At 73.3% G+C, this 21,871-nt stretch carries 21 protein-coding genes; 14 read left to right on the top strand and 7 right to left on the bottom strand.

Annotated elements, in window-relative coordinates; all coding sequences use genetic code 11:
• Positions 1-90: 90 nt before the first annotated feature.
• Positions 91-1,227: a hydrolase gene (locus OHT61_RS21995; RefSeq protein ID WP_329040563.1), complete on the bottom strand. Its 1,137-nt coding sequence runs from the start codon at positions 1,225-1,227 to the stop codon at positions 91-93.
• A complete protein-coding gene (locus OHT61_RS21990) occupies positions 1,224-1,772 on the bottom strand; it encodes an SRPBCC family protein (RefSeq protein ID WP_329040562.1) in 549 nt (182 codons plus the stop codon). The genes OHT61_RS21995 and OHT61_RS21990 overlap by 4 nt, the downstream gene beginning before the upstream one ends.
• 150 nt (positions 1,773-1,922) lie before the next feature.
• On the opposite strand from OHT61_RS21990, the gene OHT61_RS21985 reads away from it, so the two are divergent.
• From OHT61_RS21985 to OHT61_RS21970, 4 genes are all read left to right on the top strand, one after another.
• A complete protein-coding gene (locus tag OHT61_RS21985) occupies positions 1,923-2,708 on the top strand; it encodes an SDR family NAD(P)-dependent oxidoreductase (protein WP_329040561.1) in 786 nt (261 codons plus the stop codon).
• Between the two features lie 79 nt (positions 2,709-2,787).
• Entirely contained in the window at positions 2,788-3,324 is a 537-nt protein-coding gene (locus OHT61_RS21980; protein WP_329040559.1) for a flavin reductase family protein, read from the top strand.
• The gene (locus tag OHT61_RS21975; protein ID WP_329040557.1) at positions 3,321-4,250 is read left to right on the top strand and encodes an MBL fold metallo-hydrolase; all 930 of its coding nucleotides are present in this window, start codon (positions 3,321-3,323) and stop codon (positions 4,248-4,250) included. Before OHT61_RS21980 ends, OHT61_RS21975 begins: the two co-directional genes overlap by 4 nt.
• 39 nt (positions 4,251-4,289) lie before the next feature.
• Positions 4,290-4,457 (top strand): hypothetical protein, encoded by a 168-nt coding sequence (locus OHT61_RS21970; RefSeq protein WP_329040556.1) that lies wholly within the window; start codon positions 4,290-4,292, stop codon positions 4,455-4,457.
• Positions 4,458-4,552: 95 nt separating this feature from the next.
• Here OHT61_RS21970 and OHT61_RS21965 read toward each other — a convergent pair whose 3' ends face one another.
• The 3 genes from OHT61_RS21965 to glyA form a co-directional block, all read right to left on the bottom strand.
• A complete protein-coding gene (locus tag OHT61_RS21965; protein WP_329040555.1) occupies positions 4,553-5,011 on the bottom strand; it encodes a nuclear transport factor 2 family protein in 459 nt (152 codons plus the stop codon).
• Positions 5,012-5,154: 143 nt separating this feature from the next.
• On the bottom strand, positions 5,155-6,321 hold the full coding sequence (locus OHT61_RS21960) for a nuclease-related domain-containing protein (RefSeq protein WP_329040553.1): 1,167 nt from the start codon (positions 6,319-6,321) through the stop codon (positions 5,155-5,157).
• Positions 6,322-6,482: 161 nt separating this feature from the next.
• The gene (glyA, locus tag OHT61_RS21955) at positions 6,483-7,763 is read right to left on the bottom strand and encodes a serine hydroxymethyltransferase (protein ID WP_329040551.1); all 1,281 of its coding nucleotides are present in this window, start codon (positions 7,761-7,763) and stop codon (positions 6,483-6,485) included.
• Positions 7,764-8,045: 282 nt separating this feature from the next.
• Between glyA and OHT61_RS21950 the strand changes: the two genes are divergently transcribed.
• Positions 8,046-9,683 carry a hypothetical protein gene (locus OHT61_RS21950; protein WP_329040550.1) on the top strand — a complete coding sequence of 546 codons (1,638 nt, stop codon included), beginning with the start codon at positions 8,046-8,048 and terminating at the stop codon, positions 9,681-9,683.
• A 42-nt stretch (positions 9,684-9,725) separates the two neighbouring features.
• Here the strand turns inward: OHT61_RS21950 and ku are convergent, their stop codons facing one another.
• Positions 9,726-10,817: a non-homologous end joining protein Ku gene (gene ku / locus OHT61_RS21945; protein ID WP_329040548.1), complete on the bottom strand. Its 1,092-nt coding sequence runs from the start codon at positions 10,815-10,817 to the stop codon at positions 9,726-9,728.
• A gap of 59 nt (positions 10,818-10,876) precedes the next feature.
• Here ku and ligD point away from each other — a divergent pair, with 59 nt between their 5' ends.
• The 6 genes from ligD to OHT61_RS21915 all read left to right on the top strand — a co-directional run bounded on the left by ligD (position 10,877) and on the right by OHT61_RS21915 (position 18,338).
• On the top strand, positions 10,877-11,770 hold the full coding sequence (ligD, locus tag OHT61_RS21940; RefSeq protein ID WP_329040546.1) for a non-homologous end-joining DNA ligase: 894 nt from the start codon (positions 10,877-10,879) through the stop codon (positions 11,768-11,770).
• A gap of 163 nt (positions 11,771-11,933) precedes the next feature.
• A complete protein-coding gene (locus tag OHT61_RS21935) occupies positions 11,934-14,063 on the top strand; it encodes a HEAT repeat domain-containing protein (protein WP_329040544.1) in 2,130 nt (709 codons plus the stop codon).
• Positions 14,060-14,383 carry a zinc-ribbon domain-containing protein gene (locus OHT61_RS21930; protein ID WP_329040543.1) on the top strand — a complete coding sequence of 108 codons (324 nt, stop codon included), beginning with the start codon at positions 14,060-14,062 and terminating at the stop codon, positions 14,381-14,383. Before OHT61_RS21935 ends, OHT61_RS21930 begins: the two co-directional genes overlap by 4 nt.
• An 82-nt stretch (positions 14,384-14,465) precedes the next feature.
• Positions 14,466-15,827: an FtsW/RodA/SpoVE family cell cycle protein gene (locus OHT61_RS21925; protein ID WP_329040541.1), complete on the top strand. Its 1,362-nt coding sequence runs from the start codon at positions 14,466-14,468 to the stop codon at positions 15,825-15,827.
• Positions 15,824-17,281 (top strand): peptidoglycan D,D-transpeptidase FtsI family protein, encoded by a 1,458-nt coding sequence (locus tag OHT61_RS21920; protein WP_329040540.1) that lies wholly within the window; start codon positions 15,824-15,826, stop codon positions 17,279-17,281. Before OHT61_RS21925 ends, OHT61_RS21920 begins: the two co-directional genes overlap by 4 nt.
• A 10-nt stretch (positions 17,282-17,291) precedes the next feature.
• Positions 17,292-18,338: an amidase gene (locus OHT61_RS21915; protein WP_329040539.1), complete on the top strand. Its 1,047-nt coding sequence runs from the start codon at positions 17,292-17,294 to the stop codon at positions 18,336-18,338.
• 151 nt (positions 18,339-18,489) lie between these two features.
• On the opposite strand, the gene OHT61_RS21910 is transcribed toward OHT61_RS21915, so the two are convergent.
• Positions 18,490-19,599 (bottom strand): ferritin-like domain-containing protein, encoded by a 1,110-nt coding sequence (locus OHT61_RS21910; protein WP_329040538.1) that lies wholly within the window; start codon positions 19,597-19,599, stop codon positions 18,490-18,492.
• Positions 19,600-19,787: 188 nt separating this feature from the next.
• On the opposite strand from OHT61_RS21910, the gene OHT61_RS21905 reads away from it, so the two are divergent.
• The 3 genes from OHT61_RS21905 to OHT61_RS21895 are packed head-to-tail and all read left to right on the top strand — an operon-like array spanning position 19,788 to position 21,826.
• Positions 19,788-20,723 carry an AurF N-oxygenase family protein gene (locus tag OHT61_RS21905; protein WP_329040536.1) on the top strand — a complete coding sequence of 312 codons (936 nt, stop codon included), beginning with the start codon at positions 19,788-19,790 and terminating at the stop codon, positions 20,721-20,723.
• Positions 20,724-20,764: 41 nt separating this feature from the next.
• Positions 20,765-21,526: a TetR/AcrR family transcriptional regulator gene (locus OHT61_RS21900; RefSeq protein WP_329040534.1), complete on the top strand. Its 762-nt coding sequence runs from the start codon at positions 20,765-20,767 to the stop codon at positions 21,524-21,526.
• Positions 21,527-21,550: 24 nt separating this feature from the next.
• Positions 21,551-21,826, top strand: coding sequence for a hypothetical protein (locus tag OHT61_RS21895; protein WP_329040532.1), 276 nt, complete (start codon positions 21,551-21,553; stop codon positions 21,824-21,826).
• The last annotated feature ends 45 nt before the right edge of the window (positions 21,827-21,871 follow it).

Here is a 21,871-nt window from a genome sequence, read left to right as displayed (position 1 = left end):
ACTGGAGCGATCCGGCCCCGCGCCGGGGTACGGGGAAGGGGGCGCCCGGGACCTCCCGGACGCCCCCTTCCGCCGTCGCGGCGGACCCGGCTACTCCGCGGGGCCGAGCAGCACCGCCGAGTAGTTCTTGCGGGCCGCCGTGTCGTACTGGAGCGCCACGTGGCTGGTCGCGGACGTGACGTCCCGCCAGAACCGCTGCAGGGCATGCCCCTCGCCGAGGCCGCCGGTGCCGGCCGCGCCCACCAGCAGGGCGACCGCCTCGCGCAGGCTCTCCGCGGCGTACGTGGCGTTGCGCTCGTTGCGCGCCATGTGCTCGGGCGTGAAGAGCCGCCGGTCCAGGACCTGGGCGTTCTGCTCGACGAGGGCCCGCGCCGCGTCGATCCGGCCGGAGGCCCGGACGAAGGTCAGCTCGGCGGTCTGGTTCCGCCGCCGCCCGGTGACCGACCCGGCCGCGGCCTCCAGGGCTCCCGTCGCCGCCCCGACGACCGGGGCGATGAAGGTGAGCCCGCCGACGGCCTGGAAGGGGACGTTGTGCGCGGGCACACCGGAGGTGCTGTTGCGGCCGGTGAGCATGTCGGTCCGGTCGAAGGACAGGTGGCCCGGCACGAACACGTCGTCGACGACGACCGTGTGGCTGCCGGTGGCCCGCATGCCGACGCTGTCCCACGTCTCCTGCACGCCGTACGAACCGCGCGGCAGGGTGAAGAAGCGCAGCTGCGGCGGCCCCTCGCCGCCTCCGACGGCCGCACAGAGCATGACCCAGTCGGCGAAGTCGATCCCGCTGACGTACGCCCACCGGCCGGTGACGCGCCAGCCGCCGTCGACGGGCCTGGCCCGCCCGGCGGGCATCAGCCCGGTCGCCACGACGGTGTCGGGACTCGTCCCCCAGAGCGCCTGGTGCCCTTCCTCGGGCAGGTGGGCGGCGAAGCGCGCCGAGTACGCGGCGAGCGAGGCGCACCACGCCGAGGCGGCACAGCCCTGGCCGACGGACACGACGGCGCGGGTCAGCTCGTCGAAGGAGCCCTCCGCGCCGCCGAACCGGGCGGCGACGAAGTGCCGGGCGAAGCCGGCCTCCCGCATCGCGTCGGTGACCTCGCGGGACAGGACGCGTCCGGTGTCCGCGTCGCCGGCGTGCACCGCCGCGAGCAGGCGCAGCCGGTCGGCGGCCTCGACGAGCCCGGTGCCCGCGGCGGCGGGGGCCTCGATGACACCGGTGTCCACGCTCATGCTCCGGCCCCGTCCGCGACGGCCTGCGCGAAGCGCTCCAGCGTCTCGCCCGGGCTCGGGCCGTCGAGTGCCCTGAAGATCCGCTCGGCACCCGGGCCGTGCCGGTCCAGCTCGACGTGCGCGAGCGACACCCTGGTGTGCTCGGCGTCGACGGCCTCGAAGTCGACCTCGATCCGGCTGGCCCCGTCGTCCGTGGGAATGGACTGCCAGTTGGGGTCGATCCGCCAGGTCATCGCGACCCGCCGGCCCGGCACCCACTCCAGCACCCGGCCCCAGGCGATCTCGGTGCCCTCCACGTCCCACTCGTAGTAGCGCCCGCCCACGCCGGCCTCGAAGGCCAGTCCGGCGCGCTCCTTGCGGACCAGGATGTGGCTCGGCGGCCACCAGTCCGCGGGGCGCTCGGTGAAGACCTTGAAGCACTGGTCGGGCGTCGCCGCCACGGTCACCGACTTCCTGACGTCGGGCAGGGTCTGCGTCTGCTCGGGCACGGGGTCTCCTCGCTCCAGCCGGGTGTCCGCCCGGTCGCCGCATCGAATGGCGTCCACGCTGACCGCTCCCGCTAGGCCGGGTGTCGAGCGCGGCTCGAACACGTGCCGTCCACCCCGGCTCCACCGCCGTCCGAGAACCCCGCAAGGAGACGGGCCCACCGTCGACCCAGCGTGGACCGGATCGGGACGAGCGATGGGGAGAGCACGATGACAGACACGGGACGACGAGTTGCCTTCGTCACCGGCGCGACCAGCGGGATCGGCCTCGCGGTGACCGAGCTGCTGGCCCGCCGGGGGGTCGCGGTGTTCGGGGTGGCCCGGAGCGCCGAGAGCGTGCGCACCGTGGTCAAGGAGCTGCGCGAGGAGGGCCTCGAGGTGGCCGGGACCGTCTGCGACGTGACCTCCGTCGAGCAGATCAGGGAGGCCGTGCGGGCCGCCGTGGCGGAGTACGGGCGCATCGACATCCTCGTCAACAACGCCGGCCGGGGCGGCGGCGGGGTGACCGCCGAGATCGAGGACTCCCTCTGGGACGACGTGATCGAGACGAACCTCAACGGCACCTTCCGCGTGACCCGCGAGGTCCTGAGCACCGGTCTCATGCAAAACGGCGACTGGGGGCGGATCATCAACATCGCCTCCACGGGCGGCAAGCAGGGCGTCGAGCTGGCCGCGCCGTACTCCGCGTCCAAGCACGGTGTCATCGGCTTCACCAAGGCCGTCGGCAAGGAGCTCGCCGCGAGGGGCATCACCGTGAACGCCGTCTGCCCCGGCTATGTGGAGACCCCGATGGCGCAGCGGGTGCGCCAGGGCTACGCGGGCCACTACGGGGTGAGCGAGCAGGAGATCCAGGACAAGTTCAACTCCAAGATCCCGCTCGGGCGTTACTCGACCCCCGAGGAGGTCGCCGGCCTGGTCGGCTACCTGGCCTCCGACACCGCCGCGTCCATCACCGCGCAGGCGCTGAACGTCTGCGGCGGCCTCGGCAACTACTGACCCGGACGCCCCGACGGGCAGTTCCGGCCACCACCGACCACAACGCCCTGCTGTCACGGGCGGAATCGGAGAATCTGACATGACCGCTGTGACCGCCGGCGCGCTGCTGGCCGAGCCCGACGTGGCCTCCTTCCGCGCCGCGATGGGCCGTTTCCCGACGGGCGTCACGCTGCTCACCCAGGGCAGCGGCGACGGCACCATCGTGATGACCCTCAACAGCCTGACCTCGGTGTCGCTCGACCCCATGCTGATCCTGGTGTCCGTGAAGGCGGACGGCCGCATGCGGCCGCGGATCTCGCGCGCCGGGAGCTTCGCGGTGAACGTCCTGACCGAGTCGCAGCGCGACCTGGCCCAGGAGTTCTGCCGCCCCGACCGCTCGGAGGGCAGGGAGGCGATGCTGCGGCTCTCCGCCGAGGAGGGTGTCACGGGCAACGCGGTGCTCCCCGACGCGGAGGCGGCGTTCGAGTGCGTGCTGGACGCGGAGTACGCCGCCGGGGACCACACCCTCCTCGTCGGCCGGGTCGTCGCCCTGTCCGGCGGTCTGTCGGCCGCCGACCCGCTCCTCTTCCACCAGGGCCGCTTCGGCCGCCTGCCCGCAGCGGGGGCCGCCGCATGAGCACGGCCACCGCTCCGGACGTCGCACCGCCGGGCTCGCTGCTGCCGGTCGCCGACGGGGTGTACGCGTTCGTCCAGCCCGGGGGCGGCTGGTGCCTGAACAACGCCGGACTGGTCGCCGGCCGGGACTCCGCCGTCCTCGTGGACACGGCGGCGACGGAGTCCCGGACCCGGCGGCTCCGCGAGGAGGTGGCCCGCGTCGTGCCGGGCGGGCCGGACCACGTCGTCAACACGCACTTCCACGGCGACCACACCTTCGGCAACGGCCAGTTCGTCCCGCGCGCGGTGATCGTGGCCCACGAGGGGACCAGGTCCGACACGGCGGAGGCCGGCCTCGGCCTCCGCCACCTGTGGCCCGGTGTGGCGTGGGGCGAGACCCCCCTGACCCTGCCCACGCTCACCTTCCGCGACGAACTCACCCTGCACCACGGGGACATGCGCACCGAGCTGCTGCACGTGGGCCCCGCCCACACGGCGAACGACGTCGTGGCGTGGGTGCCCGAGCGGTCCGTGCTGTTCACCGGGGACGTCGTCTGGTCGGGAGTCACTCCGTACATCCTGATGGGGTCCGTGACCGGTTCGCTGGCGGCCCTGGACCGGCTGCGGGCGCTGGGGCCCGCGGTGGTGGTCCCCGGCCACGGCCCGGTCGGCGGCCCCGAGCTGATCGACGCGACCCGGGCCTACCTCGTCCGGGTCCGGGAACTGGCCGAGGACGGCCTGCGGCGGGGCATGGGCCCGCTGCGGGCCGCGCGGGAGGCGGACCTCGGCGGGTTCGGCGGTCTGCTGGACCCCGAGCGGCTGGTCGGCAACCTGCACCGCGCCTACGCGGAACTGGAGGGCCTGGCCCCGGGGGCCCGCATCGACGTGGCCGCCTCGTTCAAGGAGATGGTCGCCTACAACGGCGGGCTGCCGGCCTGCCACGCCTGACCGCACACACCGCACATCCCGAAGAAGGAGGACTCGTCGATGGAGACGATGCTGCTGGACCGCGCGACGGTGGAGTCACCGCCCGTGCCCCTTCCTGCTCTTCCCGCCCTTCCCCTCGCCGTCGTACCCCTGTGGGCGCCGCTGCTGCTGGCCGGGGACCCCGACGACGACGGGAGCGAGCCGCACATCTGCCGGGGCATCGACTGAACGGCCGCCGGACGGTTCCCGGCACGTGGACGAGGGGCCCTGCGCGCAGGGCCCCTCGTCCACGTGCCGGGTGGCGGACCGATCGGGAGAACCGCTCAGAGCGCGGGCGGGGCCACCGGGGTGTCACGGTGGATGACCCTCGACCGGGTCAGCAGACCGCCGTCGCGGCGCACCAGCACGTCGTCCACGGTGAAGGTCGGCTGGAAGGCGACCTTGCCCTCACGGTCGGTCTGGGTCACCAGCGTGTAGTACGAGACGCGCAGGACGTCCGCGTCCGTGGCGTCGGGTTCGATGATCAGGTGGCCGAACCAGTGGCGTACGGCGATGTCCTGGTAACGGGGCAGGCTGGCCCGCATCCCGGCGATCATCTCCGCCCGGCCGCTCTGGCGGTGCCCGCCCGCGTGCACGACCTCCCCGTCGTCCGTGAACGTGTCGGCGAACCCCTCGATGTCGAGTGCGTCGACCCGTCGCATCTGCTGGGCGTAGAAGGTCTGCACCTCCGCGTACAGGTCACCCGTGACCTGCTGACGGAGGGTCCCGACCGGCTGAGACATGGCGAACTCCCTTCGCGGCGGCGGCCCTCACGGCTGCCCGCCCTGCACACCAGCCTGCCGGGGGCGGCTGCAGTGCCGCTGGAGAGGCGCTCGTGATCGCCCGGGCCGGACGGGCGGACGCGCGCCTCTCCGTGGGGGGCTGCTCAGGCCTCCCGCCAGGCCTCCCTGTTCCGTGCCACGTCGTAGACCCGCTCCACCTGGGTGGCGGTGAGCACCCCCGTCAGCGGGGCGAGCGCGGACAGCTGACGCTCCCGGCAGACCCGGACGCCCGCGGGGGTGGTGACCACCTCCAGCTCCGTGACGCCGGTGAACACGATCACGGTCCGCACGGGTACGTCGAAGGCGCAGTGGCCCTCCAGCACCGTCCTGGCGCGCCGGGCGGCGGGACGGCCTTCGAGTACGAAGGGCCGGGGTTCGCCGTCCCCGGCCCGCAGGGTCCCGTCCGCGATGCGTACGGACTCCCCGGGGTGGTGCTCGGTGCTCACGGCGAACACGCCGCCCGGCCCGATGAGCAGGTGCCCGATCCAGGTGCCGTCGGGCAGCGGCACGGAGTGCAGCACCCGCCAGCCGTGCCGGGTCAGCCGGCGGAGTTCGGCCCCGACCCGCCGCTCCCCCGCCAGTGCGGTCCGGCGCGGATCGGCCTCCTTGTGCCGGCGCAGGGCGCCGGTGGCCGCCCGTACGAGGGTGCCCGCGGAGGACTCCCCCAGCTGCTCCCGGAGTTCCTCACCGGCCCGCCGGGTGGCGAGGTCGCCGGCGGGCGTCAGTGCGGGCAGCGCGGCCCGCCGCGCGCCGCCCGGCTCCTGCTCCTGCGCCTGTTCCTGCGCCTGTTCCTGTTCCTGCCGCTCCTCGGGCGCGGCGGGTAAGGGGTCCTCCGGCATCCCGGGCGCGCGCACGGCCTGTCGCGCCGCCTCCCGCCCTGGGGCCGTCGCCGCCTCCGGGCCGGACGCGGGCGGCTCGGGCGGACCGGGCGCGTGACCGGCCTCCGCAACCGCCTCCCCGCTCCCGTCGTCGCTCCCTGCCTCGGGTGCGGCCGCCCGCTTCCGCATCCCGCGCATGGGCGGGATGCGCGGGACCTGCGGAGGGGTCCGGGGCGCCGGCGGCCCGGCCGGGGCGTCCTCGCCGACGAGCGCCGGCATGTCCGGGACCTGGCGGGCGAGCGCGTCCAGCACGGCGTCGCGGTAGCGCGGGTGCAGCACCGTGATGGTGCCGTTGCCCAGATCCGCCCAGCCGATCGCGGTGCCGTCCGGAAGATTCACGTAGAGCCGGTCGTGCCCGAAGAGCTGCCATGACGTGACCTTGAGATCCTGCATCGTGCCCCCTCTGTTCACCGCTCCGGCCATCCTGTCTCCCCCAGCCTGTACGGCGGTCCGGCCGCCGCACAGGGCGCAGAGCGGGCGCGCGGAATCGGGGGCACGGCATTTCCGGAGCCGGTCCGGGGCCGGAAAGCCCCGGACCGGCTCCGGCCGTCCGCTCAGACCAGGGGGAGGCCCGGCGCCGGATAGGCGTCCATCATGGCCTTCACCTCGCCCCTGACCTTGGAAACGGTCGCTTCGTCACCTGTACGGGCGGCTTCGACCACGAGATCGATCCACTGCGCGACCGCGCCCATCTCCGACCCGGGGACGCCGCGGGACGTGAGCGCCGGGGTGCCGATGCGGATGCCGGACGGGTCGAAGGGCTTACGGGGGTCGTACGGGACCGTGTTGTGGTTGACGACGATCCCCGCCCGGTCGAGCGCCTTCGCGGCGACCTTGCCGGAGACCCCCTTGGCCGTGAGGTCGGCCAGCAGCAGATGGTTGTCCGTACCTCCGGACACGAGGTCGAAGCCGCGCGCCGCCAGTTCGTCGCCCAGCGCGCGTGCGTTGGCGACCACCTCATGGGCGTACGCGGCGAATCCGGGGCCGGCCGCCTCCTTCAGGGCGACCGCGATGGCCGCGGTGGTCTGGTTGTGCGGTCCGCCCTGGAGGCCGGGGAACACCGCGCGGTCGATCGCCCGGGCGTGCTCGGCACGGGTCAGCAGCATGGCCCCGCGCGGGCCGCGCAGGGTCTTGTGGGTGGTGGTGGACACCACGTCCGCATAGGGGGCGGGCGAGGGGTGCGCGCCGCCGGCGATCAGCCCCGCGATGTGCGCGACGTCGGCCACCAGCACCGCGCCGGTCTCCCGGGCGATCTCGGCGAACCCGGCGAAGTCGGTCACCCGGGGCAGGGCGGTACCGCCGCAGAAGATCACCTTGGGCCGCTCGGCGAGGGCCAGGTCGCGCACCTCGTCCAGGTCGACCCGTCCGGTGTCGCGGCGGACGCCGTACCGCACGCCCTTGAACCAGGTGCCGGTGGCGGAGACGTCCCAGCCGTGCGTGAGGTGCCCGCCCATCGGCAGCGCCATCCCGAGGACCGTGTCGCCGGGCTTCAGGAACGCCAGGTAGACGGCGAGGTTGGCCGGTGAGCCGGAGTACGGCTGCACGTTGGCGTGGTCCATCCCGAAGAGCGCCTCGGCGCGTTCGGCGGCGAGGGTCTCGACCTGGTCGATCACCTGCTGGCCCTCGTAGTAGCGCTTCCCGGGATAGCCCTCGGAGTACTTGTTCTGCAGGACGGTGCCGGAGGCCTCCAGCACGGCGGCGGACACGTAGTTCTCACTGGGGATCAGCCGCAGGGTGTCCGCCTGGAGGCGCTCCTCGGCGTTCACGAGCGCGGCGAGCTCGGGGTCGGTCGCACCGAGGGCGGGGCGGCGGTCGTCGGACGGCGTTACGGACACGGGGATCCTCCCGGGTCGGTCGCACGGAGGCGACGTGGACCCGGATTGCCCAGGCGGACGGCCCTCCGGCGGTGACGCCCCGAACGGGCCGGGGAGTGCCGCTCCCTCGTGGTCGTTTCCACGGAGCACCCTGCCGGGGTGCGCGCCAGTCGCGGCAATCCGCACCTTACTGTGCGGACGGCCGGAAGCAGGCGTGAACGGGGACGAAAGTGGGCAGCTACCCCGGGACCTGACGGGATTCGACGGTGGGGGACCGTGATGGAGTCGCGCGATCAGTCGGACATGCCCGAAACCGGACCCGGAGCGTGGCCGGGTCCCCGGGACGCCGCGGGGGACGTGCGGCCGCCGCCTCCCCCGTCCCGGCCCCCGACGGCCGGACCGCCGCCCCCCGGGGCCCCGCTCCGCGCCGTCGCCGCGGGACTGCTCAGCCTCTCGGGGCTGGGGCTCGGCCACGTCCTGGTGCGGCGCCGGGCTCGGGCCGCGGTGAGCTGGGCGGCGACCGCCGCGTTCCTCCTGGTGGCGCTGCCCGCCGATCCGGACGGCGTGCCCGCGCTCCTCGTGGCCGCCTACGTCGTGCTGCTCGTCCTCGCGGGCGCCGACGCGGCCCGCATCGCCCTGCGCACGGAGTTCGCGGGGTGGGCCCGGCCGGTCGTGGCCGCGGCGGTGGGGCTGGCGCTGCTCGCCGTCCCGGTCGCCGCGACCTCGGCGTACGGCTCGGCACGCGACGAGGCGCGGGAGCAGGAGCTGCTCGACCGCCTGGAGGAGGGGGACGAGCTGGTGACGAAGGCTTCGAAGAACGCGTTCGTCCTGTCCGGGCCCGACTACCGCAGCGCGCTCGCGATCTACCGGGAACTGGGCGAGGACCACCCCGGCTCGCGGGCCGCCGCCCTGGTGCCCGAGCGCCTGCGGGCCTACTACACCGCCGTCTCCACCCCGTACCGCGCGAAGAACTACTGCACGGCGGTCGACCCGCTGGCCTTTCTGCGGACCCTGCCCGAGCGGGTGGACCGGAAGCTGCTCGGTGACCTGCCCGGCAGGGCCGACGCGCCGCTGGCCGAGTCGCTGTACGCGTGCGGGGTCTCCCGGCTGAACGGTTCGGGGACGGAGTCCGGCGGCACGGAACTGACCGCCCTGCTGCGCACGTTCCCCGAGTCCGCCCAGGCCGGTCAGGTGGCTCCGGCGGTCAGCGGGAAGATCCGGCAGCAGGTGGCGGACCTCAAGGGCGAGGACCCGTGCGCCGTCACCGACGGGCTGCGCCGCACGAGCAATCTGGTCGCCGGGCTTCCCGGCACGTCCACGACCGCCCTGGGCGCGCAGGCGGCCGCGGGGGTGCGTGACGGTGTGTACGCCTGCGGGGTCGACGAGTTCGAGGACGGCAAGTTCGGCGAGGCGCGGCAGACCCTGACGGACTTCGCCGACGCGTACAGGAGCGACAAGCGCCGTGGGCACGCCGAGGACATCGCCGTCGCCGCCGAGATAGCCGGGGTCCGCCCGGCGGCCGGCAAGCGGCTGCCGCCGTCGGGCGGGGCGGGCGGCACCCGTATGGAACTCGTCATCAGCAACGACGCACCCAACGGCGTGGAGGTGCTGTACACCGGCCCGGTCACCGGCACGGTGAAACTGAAGCCGTGCGGAAGCTGCCGCCGGTACAGCAGCGAGGCCACCGGAGCGGCCCGCGCCTGCCGGGCGGGCGGGACCTCGTACCCCAAGGCCAGGCTGCGGCTCCCGGCGGGCGAATACCACTTCCTGTACAAACACGACACGGGGGTGTCGACCGAGGTGGACAGCTACGCCTCCGGCTCGAAGGTCAAGCCGGGTTACTCGTACACGAGTTGCACGTACGTCGTCGAGAGGGACAAGTACGGGCTGGACCTTCCGTCGCTGCCGGACCTGCTGAAGCCCGCGTCGCTGCTCCGCTGAGGGGACCGCACTCCGACGGGACTCCCCGTCCGGTGCCGGGGCTCAGGCGGGAGAACGCTTCCGGGTGCCCGTGGCGGCCTTCTTCGCCGCGGCCCCGGTCGTCGTCTTCTTCCCCGCCGTCCCGGCGGCCGCCTTCTCGGCCGGGGCCTTCTTCGCCGCCGTCCGACCGGTGGCCGCCTTCTTCGCCGGCGCCTTCTTCGCCGCGGCCTTCTTCGCCCCGGACGTCGCGGGTGTGCTCCTCTTCCGCGCGCTCCCGCCGCGCGCCGCCTTCTTCCCGGCCGCACCGCCGCTTCCGCCCGAGCGGGGGGTGCGGCCCTCCATCGGGTGGACGTCGGCGTGCTTGCCGTCCTCCCGCTCCCCCTTGGACTCCTCGGCGGCCCGCACGCTGTTCTCCAGCGCCGCCATCAGGTCGATCACCTTGCCGCCGGTCTCCTCCGCCTCCTCCTCGGTGACGGGCTCACCGGCCGCCTTCGCCGCGACGAGTTCCTCGACCGCCTCGCGGTAGTCGTCGTGGAGCGTGTCGAGGTCGGCCTCCCCGAGCGTGTTCATCAGCGCGTCGGCCAGGTCGAGTTCGGCGTCGCGGATCTTGACTCCGGAGTCCGGCGCGATGTCCTCGGGGGAACGGATCTCGTCCGGCCAGAGCAGCCCGTGCATGGCGATGACGTCACCGGTCACCCGCAGCATGCCGAGGCGCTCCCGGCCGCGGAGCGCGTACTTCGCCACGGCCACCTTCCCGCTGCGCCTGAGCGCCTCGCGCAGCAGGGCGTAGGGCTTGGAGGCGGGGACGCCGTTGGCCTGGAGGTAGTAGGCGGAGTCCAGCTGGAGGGGGTCGATCGCGGAGGAGGGCACGAAGCCCTCGATCTCGATGGTCTTGGCGGTGGGGAGCGGGAGCGAGGCGAGGTCCTCGTCGGTCACGGGGATCACCGTGCCGTCCTCGCCCTCGTAGGCCTTGACCGTCTCGGAGGCGGGCACCTCCTCCTCGTCCAGCTCGCAGACCTTGCGGTAACGGATGCGGCCGCCGTCGGAGAGGTGGATCTGCCGGAAGGAGATGGCGTGGTTCTCCGTGGCGTTCATGAGCTTGACGGGGATGCTGACCAGCCCGAAGGAGATGGCGCCGTTCCAGATGGACCTCACCGTTCACCCCTTACGCCCGCACTGACCGCATCATCACGATTTCATGTGATTCTTATCGTATGACGCCGATCACGGAGGTGGAGGGGCGGCGCCTGGCGCTCAGCAACCTCGACAAGGTGCTGTACCCGGCGACCGGGACCACCAAGGGCGAGGTCCTGCACTACTACGCGGCCACCGCGGCCCAGGCGATGCTCCCGCACCTGCGCGGCCGCCCGCTGTCCTTCCTCAGATATCCGGACGGACCGGAGGGCCTGCGCTTCTTCACGAAGAATCCACCGCCGGGTACACCCGACTGGGTGCGTACGGCCCCCGTCCCGCGCCACGACGAGCCGGAAGCCCGCCAGGTGCTCGTGGAGGACCTTCCCTCGCTGATGTGGGCGGCCAACCTGGTGGTGGAGTTCCACACGCATCAGTGGCGTCAGGACTCCCCGGCGCGCGCCGACCTGATGGTGTTCGACCTCGATCCCGGACCGCCCGCGAGCATCCTCGAATGCCGGACGGTCGCCCTCTGGCTGCGCGAGCGGCTCGCCGCCGACGGGCTGTCCTCGTACGGGAAGACCTCCGGCTCCAAGGGGCTGCATCTGCTCGTCCCGCTGGAGCCCACGCCCTCGGAGGAGGTGACGGCGTACGCGAAGGGCCTGGCAGTGGAGGCGCAGGGGGCTCTGCCCGAGCTGGCCGTGTACCGGATGACCCGGGCGCTCCGGCCCGGAAAGGTGTTCGTGGACTTCAGCCAGAACGCCGCCGCGAAGACCACCGCCGCCCCGTACACCCTGCGCGCGAAGGGCAGCCCGGCCGTGTCCGCGCCCGTCACCTGGGAGGAGATCGAGGCGTGCCGGGACCCGGACGAGCTGGTCTTCCTGGCGGGCGACATGCCCGCGCGGCTGGACCGGTACGGCGATCTGCTCGCCCCGCTGAACGATCCGGGGCAGGCCCGGCCCCTGCCCGGCGACTGAGGGGAGCAGGACGCACACAGCCTGTTCACAGCCCTTGCGGACGCGGCGGGGAAACGCCGCAAGTGAGGGGTGGACTGTCCTGGCGGTGGTGCACACTCTGCCCAGACGCTGCTTCCCGGACTCGGTTCCCGGGAGCGGAGGCAAGACACGGGGAGGGTGTGGCGTGTTCGCGGGGATCGACGAGGTCGACTGGGCCTCGATGGAGCATGCCTACGGCCCGGCGGACGATGTGCCGGACCTCCTCCGCGGGCTCGCCTCGGCCGATCCGGCGGAGCGGGAGAGCGCGCTGGACGGGATGTACGGCGCGGTGCACCACCAGGGCGACGTGTACGCCTGCACGCTCGCCTGCATCCCCTTCCTCTTCGAGCTGGCCGCGGAGCCTGCGATACGCGACCGGGGCGGCATAGTCGAGCTGCTCACGAGCATCGGCGGCATCGACCTGGACGAGACCGACGAGGACGAACTGGCCGAGCTCGACGAGGACGAGATCGAGGGGGTCGCGAACTACGCGATGGCGGCGGCCGCCGTGTCCGCCGGCTCCTCGGTGTTCTTCGAGCTCGTCGCCGACGAGGACCCCGGGGTGCGCCTCGCGGCCCCGCTGGCACTCGCCACTCTGCACGGCCGGCCGGTTCGGGTGCTCGCCCTGCTGCGGGAGCGGCTCCCGGTGGAGACGGACGACGAGGTGCGGCTCGCGCTCGTCGAGGCCGCGGGCCGGGTCGCGCTGCGCCACCGGCCGCTCGCGGACCAGGCCGCGGACTGGCTGAGCAGGCTCGCCGCCGAGGCCCACCCGCCGGGGCTGCGGCTCGCGGCCCTCGCCCAGCTGGCCAGGTGCGCGCCGGACGCGCTGCCCGGAGACGTCGTACGGGTGGTGTCGGGGCTGCTGCGCGAGCTGCGCTCCCGCCCCGCCGCCCCGGAACCGTCGCCGTCACCCACGCCGGGCGCGGACGACGCGGCGGGCGACCGGACCACGGCGCCCACCCTGGTGGGGCAGCTGCGGGCCCTGTCCGCCGAGGAGCCGGCGGGCCGCAGCACCCCGTGGGCCGCCGACCTGCTGCGGACCCTGCACAGCGGCCTGGACGACCGGGTCGCGGACCGCACGGCGCTCCTGGCGGACCAGTTGGGCAGCCCCGATCCCTGGCAGCGCATCGACGCCGTGCGGATGAGCGGCGGGCTGATGCGGGCCTGGCGCGGTTCGTACGAGGACCTGGTGCGGCTGGTCGGTGTGCAGCTGGCCGATCCGGAGCCGCGCCTCGCGGACGCCGCCTCGCACGTGCTGGAGGAACTCTTCGCCCTGGCGGCGCCGGCGGCCGACGCGCTGGCCGCGCGGGTGGCGGCCGATCCGGGGGCCTGGGTGAAGGAGTGGGCGAGCGGGCCGCCCGGCCTCGGCTCGTCGGTGAAGGCGCTGGCCAGGCTCGGCGACGCCCGCGTCCTGCCCGCCCTCGCGGCGGCGCTGGACCGGCCGGAGGTCCCCCACGACGTCGGGTTCGCGATCGGTCACCTCGGGGTGGCGGCGGCGCCGCTCGCCGGGGTGCTCCGGCGGCGGCTGGGCGAGGTCGGCCTGGACGAGGGCGCCTACGACCGGGCGAGTCCGCTGCTGGGCGGGCTGACCGCCCTCCGGGCGGCCGAGGCCGCGCCGGAGGTGCTGCGGGTGCTGCGGGGGGCTCCCGAGTACCGGGGCGAGTGGCTGCGGACCGCCGCGCTGCGGGCGCTGGGGTCGTTCGGCCCCGGTGCGGAGTGCGCCGTGCCGGAGCTGCGCCGCCTGATCGTCCGGCCGGGCACCGCGGCCGCGACGGAGGCGGCCGAGGCCCTGTGGGCGGTCACCGGGGACACCCGGGCGGTGCTCCCGGTGCTGGCGGAGGGTCTGCGCACCGAGCAGGTGCACGACTGCCGGGCGGCCGCGAGTGCGCTGGGTGCGCTGGGCGGCAGCGCCGGGGTGGTGGCACCACGGCTGAGGGCCCTGCTCGCGCACGAGGAGCTGTGGCTGCGCGTCGAGGCGGCGATCGCGTTGTGGAAGGTCTCCGGCCGGACCGCCGAGGTGGTGCCGGTGCTGCTGTCGGCGTGGGAGAAGAACCGTCACGTCAGGGTCCGGGTCGCGGAATGCCTGGCGCGGATGGGGCCCGCTGGTGCAGGGTCGGACGCGACGCGGGTGCTGCGTGCGGAGCTCCTCTCCGTACGCCGTCACAACGCGATGGACGGCGGCTACGGCAGTCACGACACACTTGAGGACGAGAAGCTGCTGGCGCTGTGCCGGCGGGCACTTCGGGAAGACACGGGGAAGGGATCCACATCATGATCATTTTCGGCACCAAGGGCTACCTCTACCAGTTGGCGGTGCTCACGATGGTGTGCGGCTGGTGCGGGAACCCCGCCGCGCACACCCTGCGCAAGCGGGTCACCAAGTTCACGCTGTTCTTCGTCCCGCTGTTCCCCTTTTCCACGAAGTACGCGACCCAGTGCACCTTCTGCGGCGGGGAGCGCAAGATAGCGAAGGAGGAGGCCGACCGGCTCCTGGCCCAGGCGGGCAACGGCGGGCAGGACGGCAATCCGTACGGCGCGGCGCAGCAGCAGCCCGGTTTCGCGCCTCCGCCCGGCCAGAACCCGTACCAGCACTGAGCCCGGGCCCGTACACCCGCCGAAGGGTGCCACGAAGCTGACATAAGGGAAATAACACCCGGCGCTTGCTACGTTGCGGGGCATGACCGCAACGACGGCGGACGCACGACCGCCCGAGCTACGCCTGCCCAAGCGGCGCGGGGTGGAGCTCTCGCTCCTGATCGGGGCCGTGTTCATCTCCGTCTACGGCTACGCGGCCGTCGGCCTCGCCCGGAACGACGCCGTACCCCCCGATGTCGCCGGGTACGGCGCCGGTCTCGGTCTCCTCGCCCTGCTCGCCCATCTCGCGGTCCGCTTCCGCGCGCCCTTCGCCGATCCGCTGCTGCTGCCCATCGCGGTCCTGCTGAACGGTCTCGGCCTGGTGCTGATCTACCGCCTCGACCTGGAGACACCCAGGAACCAGGCGGCGACGACCCAGCTGATCTGGTCGACGCTCGGGGTGGCCTTCTTCATCGCCGTGGTCGTCGTCCTGCGCGACCACCGGGTGCTCCAGCGCTACGCCTACCTGTCGGTAGCGGTGGCGCTGGTGCTGCTGATCGTCCCGATCTTCTTCCCCGCGGTGAACGGCGCGAAGATCTGGATCCGGATCGGCGGACTCTCCTTCCAGCCCGGCGAGTTCGCCAAGATCCTGCTCGCCGTGTTCTTCGCCGCCTACCTCGCGGCCAACCGCAACGCGCTGGCGTACACCGGGCGCAGGGTGTGGAAGCTCCAGCTGCCCACCGGCCGGGTACTGGGCCCGATCGTCGCGATCTGGCTGTTCAGCGTCGGCGTCCTCGTCCTCGAACGGGATCTCGGCACCTCGCTCCTCTTCTTCGGCCTGTTCGTGATCCTGCTGTACGTCGCCACCGGCCGTACCGGATGGATCGCCGTCGGCCTGCTGCTCGCCGCCGCGGGCGCGTTCGTCGTCGGCTCGTTCGAACCCCATGTGCACAGCCGGGTGGAGGACTGGCTGAACCCGTACGCCACGATCGAGGCCGGGCAGGGGCCCAGCCAGCTCGCCCAGTCCCTCTTCGCGTTCGCCGCGGGCGGGCTGTTCGGCACCGGCCTGGGGCTCGGCCACTCCATCCTCATCGGCTTCGCGGCCAAGTCCGACTTCATCCTGGCCACCGCGGGCGAGGAACTCGGCCTAGCGGGCCTGACCGCCGTCTTCATGCTCTACGCCCTGCTCGTGGCCCGCGGCTTCCGGGCCGGCCTGGCCCTGCGGGACCCCTTCGGACGGCTGCTGTCCATCGGCCTCGCCTCGATCCTGGCGCTCCAGGTCTTCGTCATCGCGGGCGGGGTGATGGGGCTGATCCCGCTGACCGGGATGCCGATGCCGTTCCTGGCGCAGGGCGGGTCGTCGGTCGTCACCAACTGGATCATCGTGGCCCTGCTGATCCGGGTCAGCGACGTGGCACGCACCCCCGACCCCGATGCCGTCGCCGCCGCGCGGGAGGAACCGTGATCCGCTACATCCGGCGGGCCGCCGGATTCTGCCTGCTCCTGCTCGTGGCCCTCCTCGCGAACGCCGCCCGCGTCCAGATCTTCGAGGCGGACGAGCTCAACTCCAACGCCGCCAACCGGCGCACCACGATCGACCGTTACGACCGGCCGCGCGGCAACATCCTGGTGGGCGGCGACCCCGTCACCGGCTCCCGGGACACCGGGGAGCAGCTCGCGTACGAACGCACCTACCGGCACGGTCCGATGTACGCGCCGGTGACCGGCTACGCCTCGCAGACCTACGGCACCACGCTGCTGGAGAACGCCGAGGACGGCATCCTCTCCGGGACCGACCCGATCCTCGCGCCGCTCCCGCTGTGGGGCGACGTCACCCGCAGCCGGCAGCCCGGCGGAGACGTCGTGACCACGATCGACGCCTCGGCGCAGCGGGCCGCCTACGAGGGGCTGGACGGCCGGCGCGGGGCGGTCGCGGCGCTGGAACCCGCCACGGGCCGCATCCTGGCCCTGGTCAGCTCCCCGTCGTACGACCCCGAGGTGCTCTCCGGGACGGGTTCGTCCGTGACCGACGCCTGGGTACGTCTCAACGGCGCGCCGAGCCAGCCGCTGCTCAACCGCGCGCTCCGGGAGACCTATCCGCCCGGTTCCACCTTCAAGATCGTGACCGCCGCGGCGGCGCTCGACGCGCGGGTGGTCACCGACCCGGAAGCCGGCACCGACACCCCGTCGCCGTACATCCTGCCCGGCACGTCCACCGTGCTGCCCGACGAGGCGAGGGGCTGCCGCAAGGCCTCCCTGGCGGAGGCGATCCGGGTGTCCTGCAACACGGTGATGGCGCACCTCGGCGTCGAGGTGGGGCTGGAGGGGATGCTGGAGACCGTGGGCAGGTTCGGCTTCAACGACAACGACCTCAAGATCCCCTCCCGGGTGGCCCGCAGCAACTTCGACTCGGAGATGACCGACGACCAGCTGGCCCTGTCCTCCATCGGCCAGTTCGACACGGCCGCGACCCCGCTGCAGATGGCGATGGTCGCCTCGGCCGTGGCCAACGGCGGCGAACTCATGCGCCCCCGGCTGGTGGACCGGGTGACCACGGACGACGGCGACACGGTCCGGCAGGAGGGCAACGAGTCGTACCACCGCGCGATGAACCCCACGACGGCCCAGCAGCTGCAACGGATGATGGTCGACGTCGTGGAGAACGGCACGGGCACGAACGGGGCCGTCGACGGGGTGACGGTCGGCGGCAAGACGGGCACCGCCCAGCACGGCGTCGGCAACTCGGGCATCCCCTATGCCTGGTTCATCTCCTGGGCGCAGGCACCGGACTCCGGCAGGCCGGCGGTCGCCGTCGCGGTGGTCGTGGAGGACGCGTCCGCCGACCGGGCGGACGTCAGCGGCGGCGGCGACGCCGCCCCGATCGCCCGGGCGGTGATGGAGGCCGCACTGGAGGACTGAGACTGGGGCCATGACCTCGCCCCTCGAAGCGGCCCTCGCCCGGATCGACCTGCTCGACCCCGGACTGTGCGCGTTCACCGAGGTGTGGCACGAGGAGGCGCGTGCCCGTGCGGAGTCGGCGGCCCGTCTCCCGCTCGCCGGACTGCCGTTCGCGGTGAAGGGCCGCACCGGCATCCGCTCGTACGCGGCCCGGCGCCTCGTGGCGGCGGGCGGGATACCGGTGGGCGCCACCTCCGTCCCCGGCCCGGGCACGGCCTGGCAGACCTGGGGGCAGGGGGCGCGTGGCCGTACGGTCAACCCGTGGCGCGCCGACCGGACTCCGGGCGGGTCGTCGGCGGGAGCGGCCGTGGCGGTCGCGGCCGGCATGGTGGAGCTGGCGACGGGCGGCGACGGCGCGGGGTCGGTGCGCATCCCGGCGGCCTGGTGCGGGGTGTTCGGCCTCAAGACCACGGCGGGCCTGCTCCCCTCCCCCGACCGCACGGGGCTCGCGTCCCCGGGGGTGATCGCGAGTTCGGCCGCACGGGCGGAGACGTTCCTGCGCCATGTCCTCGACGGTTACGTCCCCCGGCCCGCGCGGCTCCCGGTCCCCGCCGTCCACAGCCCGGACCTGGGCTTCGCCGACGTCGACCCGGACGTGGCCGAGGTGACCCGGAATGCGGTGGACCGGCTGGTGGCGGCGGGGGCGGTGCGTCTGGTGCCGGGAAGCTGCGACCTGCTCGACCCCGCCGACGCCTGGGCGGCGGTGCGAGCGGGCCGCCCGGCGTCCGCGGCGCGTCTGCGCGCCGCCAACGACCGGGCCCTCGACGCGTTCTTCGCCCGCACGCCCCTGCTGCTCACCCCGGTCACCCCCAACCGCCCGCACGGGCACGACGGCCCGGGCGACGTGTACTCCACGGCTCTCACCTGGGCGTTCAACCTCAGCGGTCATCCGGCGGCGACCCTGCCCGCGGGCTTCACACCGGACGGCTGCCCGGCGGGTCTGCAACTGGTGTCCGCCCCGGGCACGGACGTCGGACTCCTGGGCATCGCGCGCGCCCTGGAGGCCGCGCTCGGCTGACGTGCCGCCCGGCACGCCCACCTGACCCGGCCGTTGCGCCGCCTCGTCCACCGGCCCCGGCGGGCGGGGTGATCCCGTGCCGCCGGATCAGCGGCCCCACCGTGAACGGCACCTCCGCCGCCGCCCCGGCATGCGGGGCGCGCCGAGGAGTTCACCCCTGCGCGCGGCCCTCCGCTATCGCGTCGGCGACCTCCGCCACCCGCTCCCGCTCCTCCACCGCGAAGCGGTCCCGGTCGAGCTGCTCGGCGATCTCCTCGTCCTGGGCCATCAGGAGGTCCAGGTTCGAGTCGCCCAGCTCGAAGACGCCCATGTCGACGTAGGCCTTCTGGAGCCGCTCGCCCCAGAGACCGATGTCCTTGACGCACGGGACGATCCGGCTGAAGAGCAGCTTGCGGAAGAGCTGCAGGTACTCCGAGTGCTCCGAGAGGTCCTTGGCCTCCTGCTTGCCGATGCCGAAGTTCTCCAGGACCTCGACGCCGCTGAGCCGGTCGCGCATGAGGTGGCAGCCCTCGATGACGAACTCCTCGCGCTCACGCAGTTCGGCGTCGCTCAGCTGCTTGTAGTAGTCGCGCAGTGCCATCCGGCCGAAGGCCACGTGCCGGGCCTCGTCCTGCATGACGTACGCGAGGATCTGCTTGGGCAGCGGCCGGGTGGTGGTGTCGCGGATCATGCCGAACGCGGCCAGCGCGAGCCCTTCGATGAGCACCTGCATGCCGAGGTAGGGCATGTCCCAGCGGGAGTCGCACAGGGTGTCGCCGAGCAGCCCCTGGAGGTTGTCGTTGACCGGGTAGAGCATCCCGATCTTCTCGTGCAGGAAGCGGCCGTAGATCTCCGCGTGCCGCGCCTCGTCCATCGTCTGGGTGGCTGAGTAGAACTTCGCGTCCAGGTCGGGGACCGACTCGACGATGCGGGCGGCGCACACCATGGCGCCCTGCTCGCCGTGCAGGAACTGGCTGAACTGCCAGGAGGTGTAGTGCTTGCGCAGTTCACCGCGGTCCCGCTCGGTCATCTTCGCCCAGTGCGGCGTGCCGTAGAGGGTGAGGGCCTCGTCCGGGGTGCCGAGGGGGTCGGCGGGGTCGACCTCCAGACTCCAGTCGATGCGCTTGTTGCCGTCCCACTGCTTGTCCTTGCCCTTCTGGTAGAGGGCGAGGAGGCGTGCGCGGCCGTCGTCGTAGTCCCAGCTGAACCGGGCGGCGCCGCTGGCAGGGACCTGCCACGTCGGGGCCGGGGGCGGGGTGATGTAGAGGTCGTGTGTCGACACGGACAGCTCCTTCGCCTGGCGAGGATCGTATGTTCCGTGGTGCTGCGGTCAGTTGGCAGGTTCACACGTTGGTAGACACGCGGTCAACAAGTCGCGCACAAGGGATTGACTGGCTTGCTGACAGGCAGTCTCATAATCCTGAGCAGAGAATCGACCGCCGGTAACCCAGGTGCGAGGGGCCCACAGCCATGACGACAGTGACGGACGAGGACATCCAGGCCCTGCGCGACGCGCTCGGCCCGCTCAAGGACCGCGAACAGGTCGCCGCCCGGCTGCTGGAGGCCTCGGCCAAGCACTCCTTCGACCCGGACACCGAACTCGACTGGGACTCCGCCGTGGAGGACGGCAAGTGGTTCTGGCCACCGGAGCTGGTCTCCCTCTACGACACCCCGCTGTGGCGGAGGATGTCCGAGGACCAGCGGATGGAACTGGCGCGCCACGAGGCGGCGTCACTGGCCTCCCTCGGCATCTGGTTCGAGATCATCCTCATGCAGCTGCTCGTCCGGCACATCTACGACAAGTCCGTGACCAGCAAGCACGTCCGCTACGCCCTCACCGAGATAGCCGACGAGTGCCGGCACTCGATGATGTTCGCCCGCATGATCGAGTGGGGCGGCGCCCCCGCCTACCCCGTGCCCGCGCGCTACCACAACCTGGCGCGGGTACTGAAGACGGTCTCCACCACCCCGGGTTCCTTCGCCGCGACGCTGCTCGGCGAGGAGATCCTGGACTGGATGCAGCGGCTCACCTTCCCCGACGAGCGCGTCCAGTCGCTCGTACGCGGAGTGACCCGCATCCACGTCGTCGAGGAGGCCCGCCATGTGCGGTACGCACGCGAGGAGTTGCGCCGCCAGATGGTGACAGCGCCCGCCTGGGAACGGCGCATGACCAGGCTGAGCTGCGGGGAGGCCGCCCGCGTCTTCTCCGTCTGCTTCGTCAACCCGCAGGTGTACGACCACGTCGGCCTGGACCGCCACGAGGCCGTCGCCCAGGTGAAGGCGAGCGGGCACCGGGCCGAGGTCATGCAGACGGGGGCGAAGCGGCTCACCGACTTCTTCGACGACATCGGGGTGCTCAACGGAGTGGGGCGCAGGCTGTGGAAGAGCTCGGGTCTGCTGGCCTGAGGCCGCTCCCCCTTCCGGAGGGAGCGCTTAGGCTTCGGAGTATGACCCCCGCACCCGCAGCACCGCCGGCCCGCGCGTACCGACGGCTCGGTGTCGAGGAGCGCCGCACCCAACTGCTCGGCGCGGCACTCACTCTCTTCGCGCACCGGGCGCCGGACGACGTCTCGATCGACGAGGTGGCGGCTGCGGCCGGGGTCTCCCGCCCGCTCGTGTACCGCTACTTCCCGGGCGGCAGGCAGCAGTTGTACGAGGCCGCGCTCGGGTCGGCCGCCGACCGGCTCACGCTCTGTTTCGCGGAGCCCGCCGCCGGGCCGCCGACCGAGCGGGTGAGCCGGGTCCTGGACCGCTACCTCGGCTTCGTGGACGAGCACGACGCCGGTTTCAGCGCGTTGCTGCGCGGCGGCAGCGTGGCGGAGACCTCCCGCACGACGGCGATCGTGGACGGGGTGCGCAGGGCCGCCGCCGAGCAGATCCTGCTCCACCTCGGCCGTGGCACCGGCCCGGGGCAGGAGCCCGCCGGGCCCCGGCTGCGGATGATGGTGCGCACCTGGATCGCCGCCGTCGAGGCCGCGTCCCTGATCTGGCTGGACGAGGAGAAGCTGCCGTCGGCCGCCGAGCTGCGCGGCTGGCTGGTCGATCACCTGATCGCGCTGCTCGCGGCCACCGCGGCCTCGGACGAGGAGACCGCCGCCGTGGTGGCCGAGCTGCTCGCCCAGGAGACCGCGGAGGGCCCGGCAGGACGGCTGGCCGCCCTCGTCGTCCCCGTCGCGGGGCACGCGGCGCACCTGCTGCCGCCCCTCTGAGCCCTCCTGGGTCAGACTGGCCGGGTGAAAAGCGAGAACACGACCTTCCGCGGCGGACCCCTGGACGGGCGGGTGCTGCCCATCCTGCTGGGGCCGACCGGCCACCCGCCCAAGTGGTACGAGGTCCCGGTGCCGGACGCCGGCGGCGGCCCCGCCACCGTCCACGCCTACCGGCGCACCCCGGCCGGGTACTCGAAACGGCTCGGCCTGCAGCGCGGCTGGGTCTACGAGTACGCCCCCGGGGGCCGGGAGCGTTTCCAGCCCAAGTGGCCCTGGAGGAAGCCCCGGAGCGGGTCCTGAACACCGGCGTGCACCCGTCGCCGTAAGATCGGCGCTCACGTGCCG

Source organism: Streptomyces sp. NBC_00178 (genome assembly GCF_036206005.1).
GTDB lineage: Bacteria > Actinomycetota > Actinomycetes > Streptomycetales > Streptomycetaceae > Streptomyces.
Note: the sequence above shows the minus strand (reverse complement) of the source record. Positions and strands in the feature narration are given on the sequence as shown.

What these genes read in the sequence shown, in the direction of transcription:
- OHT61_RS21930 (WP_329040543.1), top strand. Translation starts at nt 14,060, where the DNA reads ATGATCATTTTCGGCACCAAGGGCTACCTCTACCAGTTGGCGGTGCTC.
- OHT61_RS21905 (WP_329040536.1), top strand. Translation starts at nt 19,788, where the DNA reads ATGACGACAGTGACGGACGAGGACATCCAGGCCCTGCGCGACGCGCTC.
- OHT61_RS21985 (WP_329040561.1), top strand. Translation starts at nt 1,923, where the DNA reads ATGACAGACACGGGACGACGAGTTGCCTTCGTCACCGGCGCGACCAGC.
- OHT61_RS21980 (WP_329040559.1), top strand. Translation starts at nt 2,788, where the DNA reads ATGACCGCTGTGACCGCCGGCGCGCTGCTGGCCGAGCCCGACGTGGCC.
- OHT61_RS21995 (WP_329040563.1), bottom strand. Translation starts at nt 1,227, where the DNA reads ATGAGCGTGGACACCGGTGTCATCGAGGCCCCCGCCGCCGCGGGCACC.
- ligD (WP_329040546.1), top strand. Translation starts at nt 10,877, where the DNA reads ATGACGCCGATCACGGAGGTGGAGGGGCGGCGCCTGGCGCTCAGCAAC.
- OHT61_RS21965 (WP_329040555.1), bottom strand. Translation starts at nt 5,011, where the DNA reads ATGTCTCAGCCGGTCGGGACCCTCCGTCAGCAGGTCACGGGTGACCTG.
- OHT61_RS21950 (WP_329040550.1), top strand. Translation starts at nt 8,046, where the DNA reads ATGCCCGAAACCGGACCCGGAGCGTGGCCGGGTCCCCGGGACGCCGCG.
- OHT61_RS21915 (WP_329040539.1), top strand. Translation starts at nt 17,292, where the DNA reads ATGACCTCGCCCCTCGAAGCGGCCCTCGCCCGGATCGACCTGCTCGAC.
- OHT61_RS21975 (WP_329040557.1), top strand. Translation starts at nt 3,321, where the DNA reads ATGAGCACGGCCACCGCTCCGGACGTCGCACCGCCGGGCTCGCTGCTG.
- OHT61_RS21900 (WP_329040534.1), top strand. Translation starts at nt 20,765, where the DNA reads ATGACCCCCGCACCCGCAGCACCGCCGGCCCGCGCGTACCGACGGCTC.
- OHT61_RS21960 (WP_329040553.1), bottom strand. Translation starts at nt 6,321, where the DNA reads ATGCAGGATCTCAAGGTCACGTCATGGCAGCTCTTCGGGCACGACCGG.
- OHT61_RS21970 (WP_329040556.1), top strand. Translation starts at nt 4,290, where the DNA reads ATGGAGACGATGCTGCTGGACCGCGCGACGGTGGAGTCACCGCCCGTG.
- OHT61_RS21925 (WP_329040541.1), top strand. Translation starts at nt 14,466, where the DNA reads ATGACCGCAACGACGGCGGACGCACGACCGCCCGAGCTACGCCTGCCC.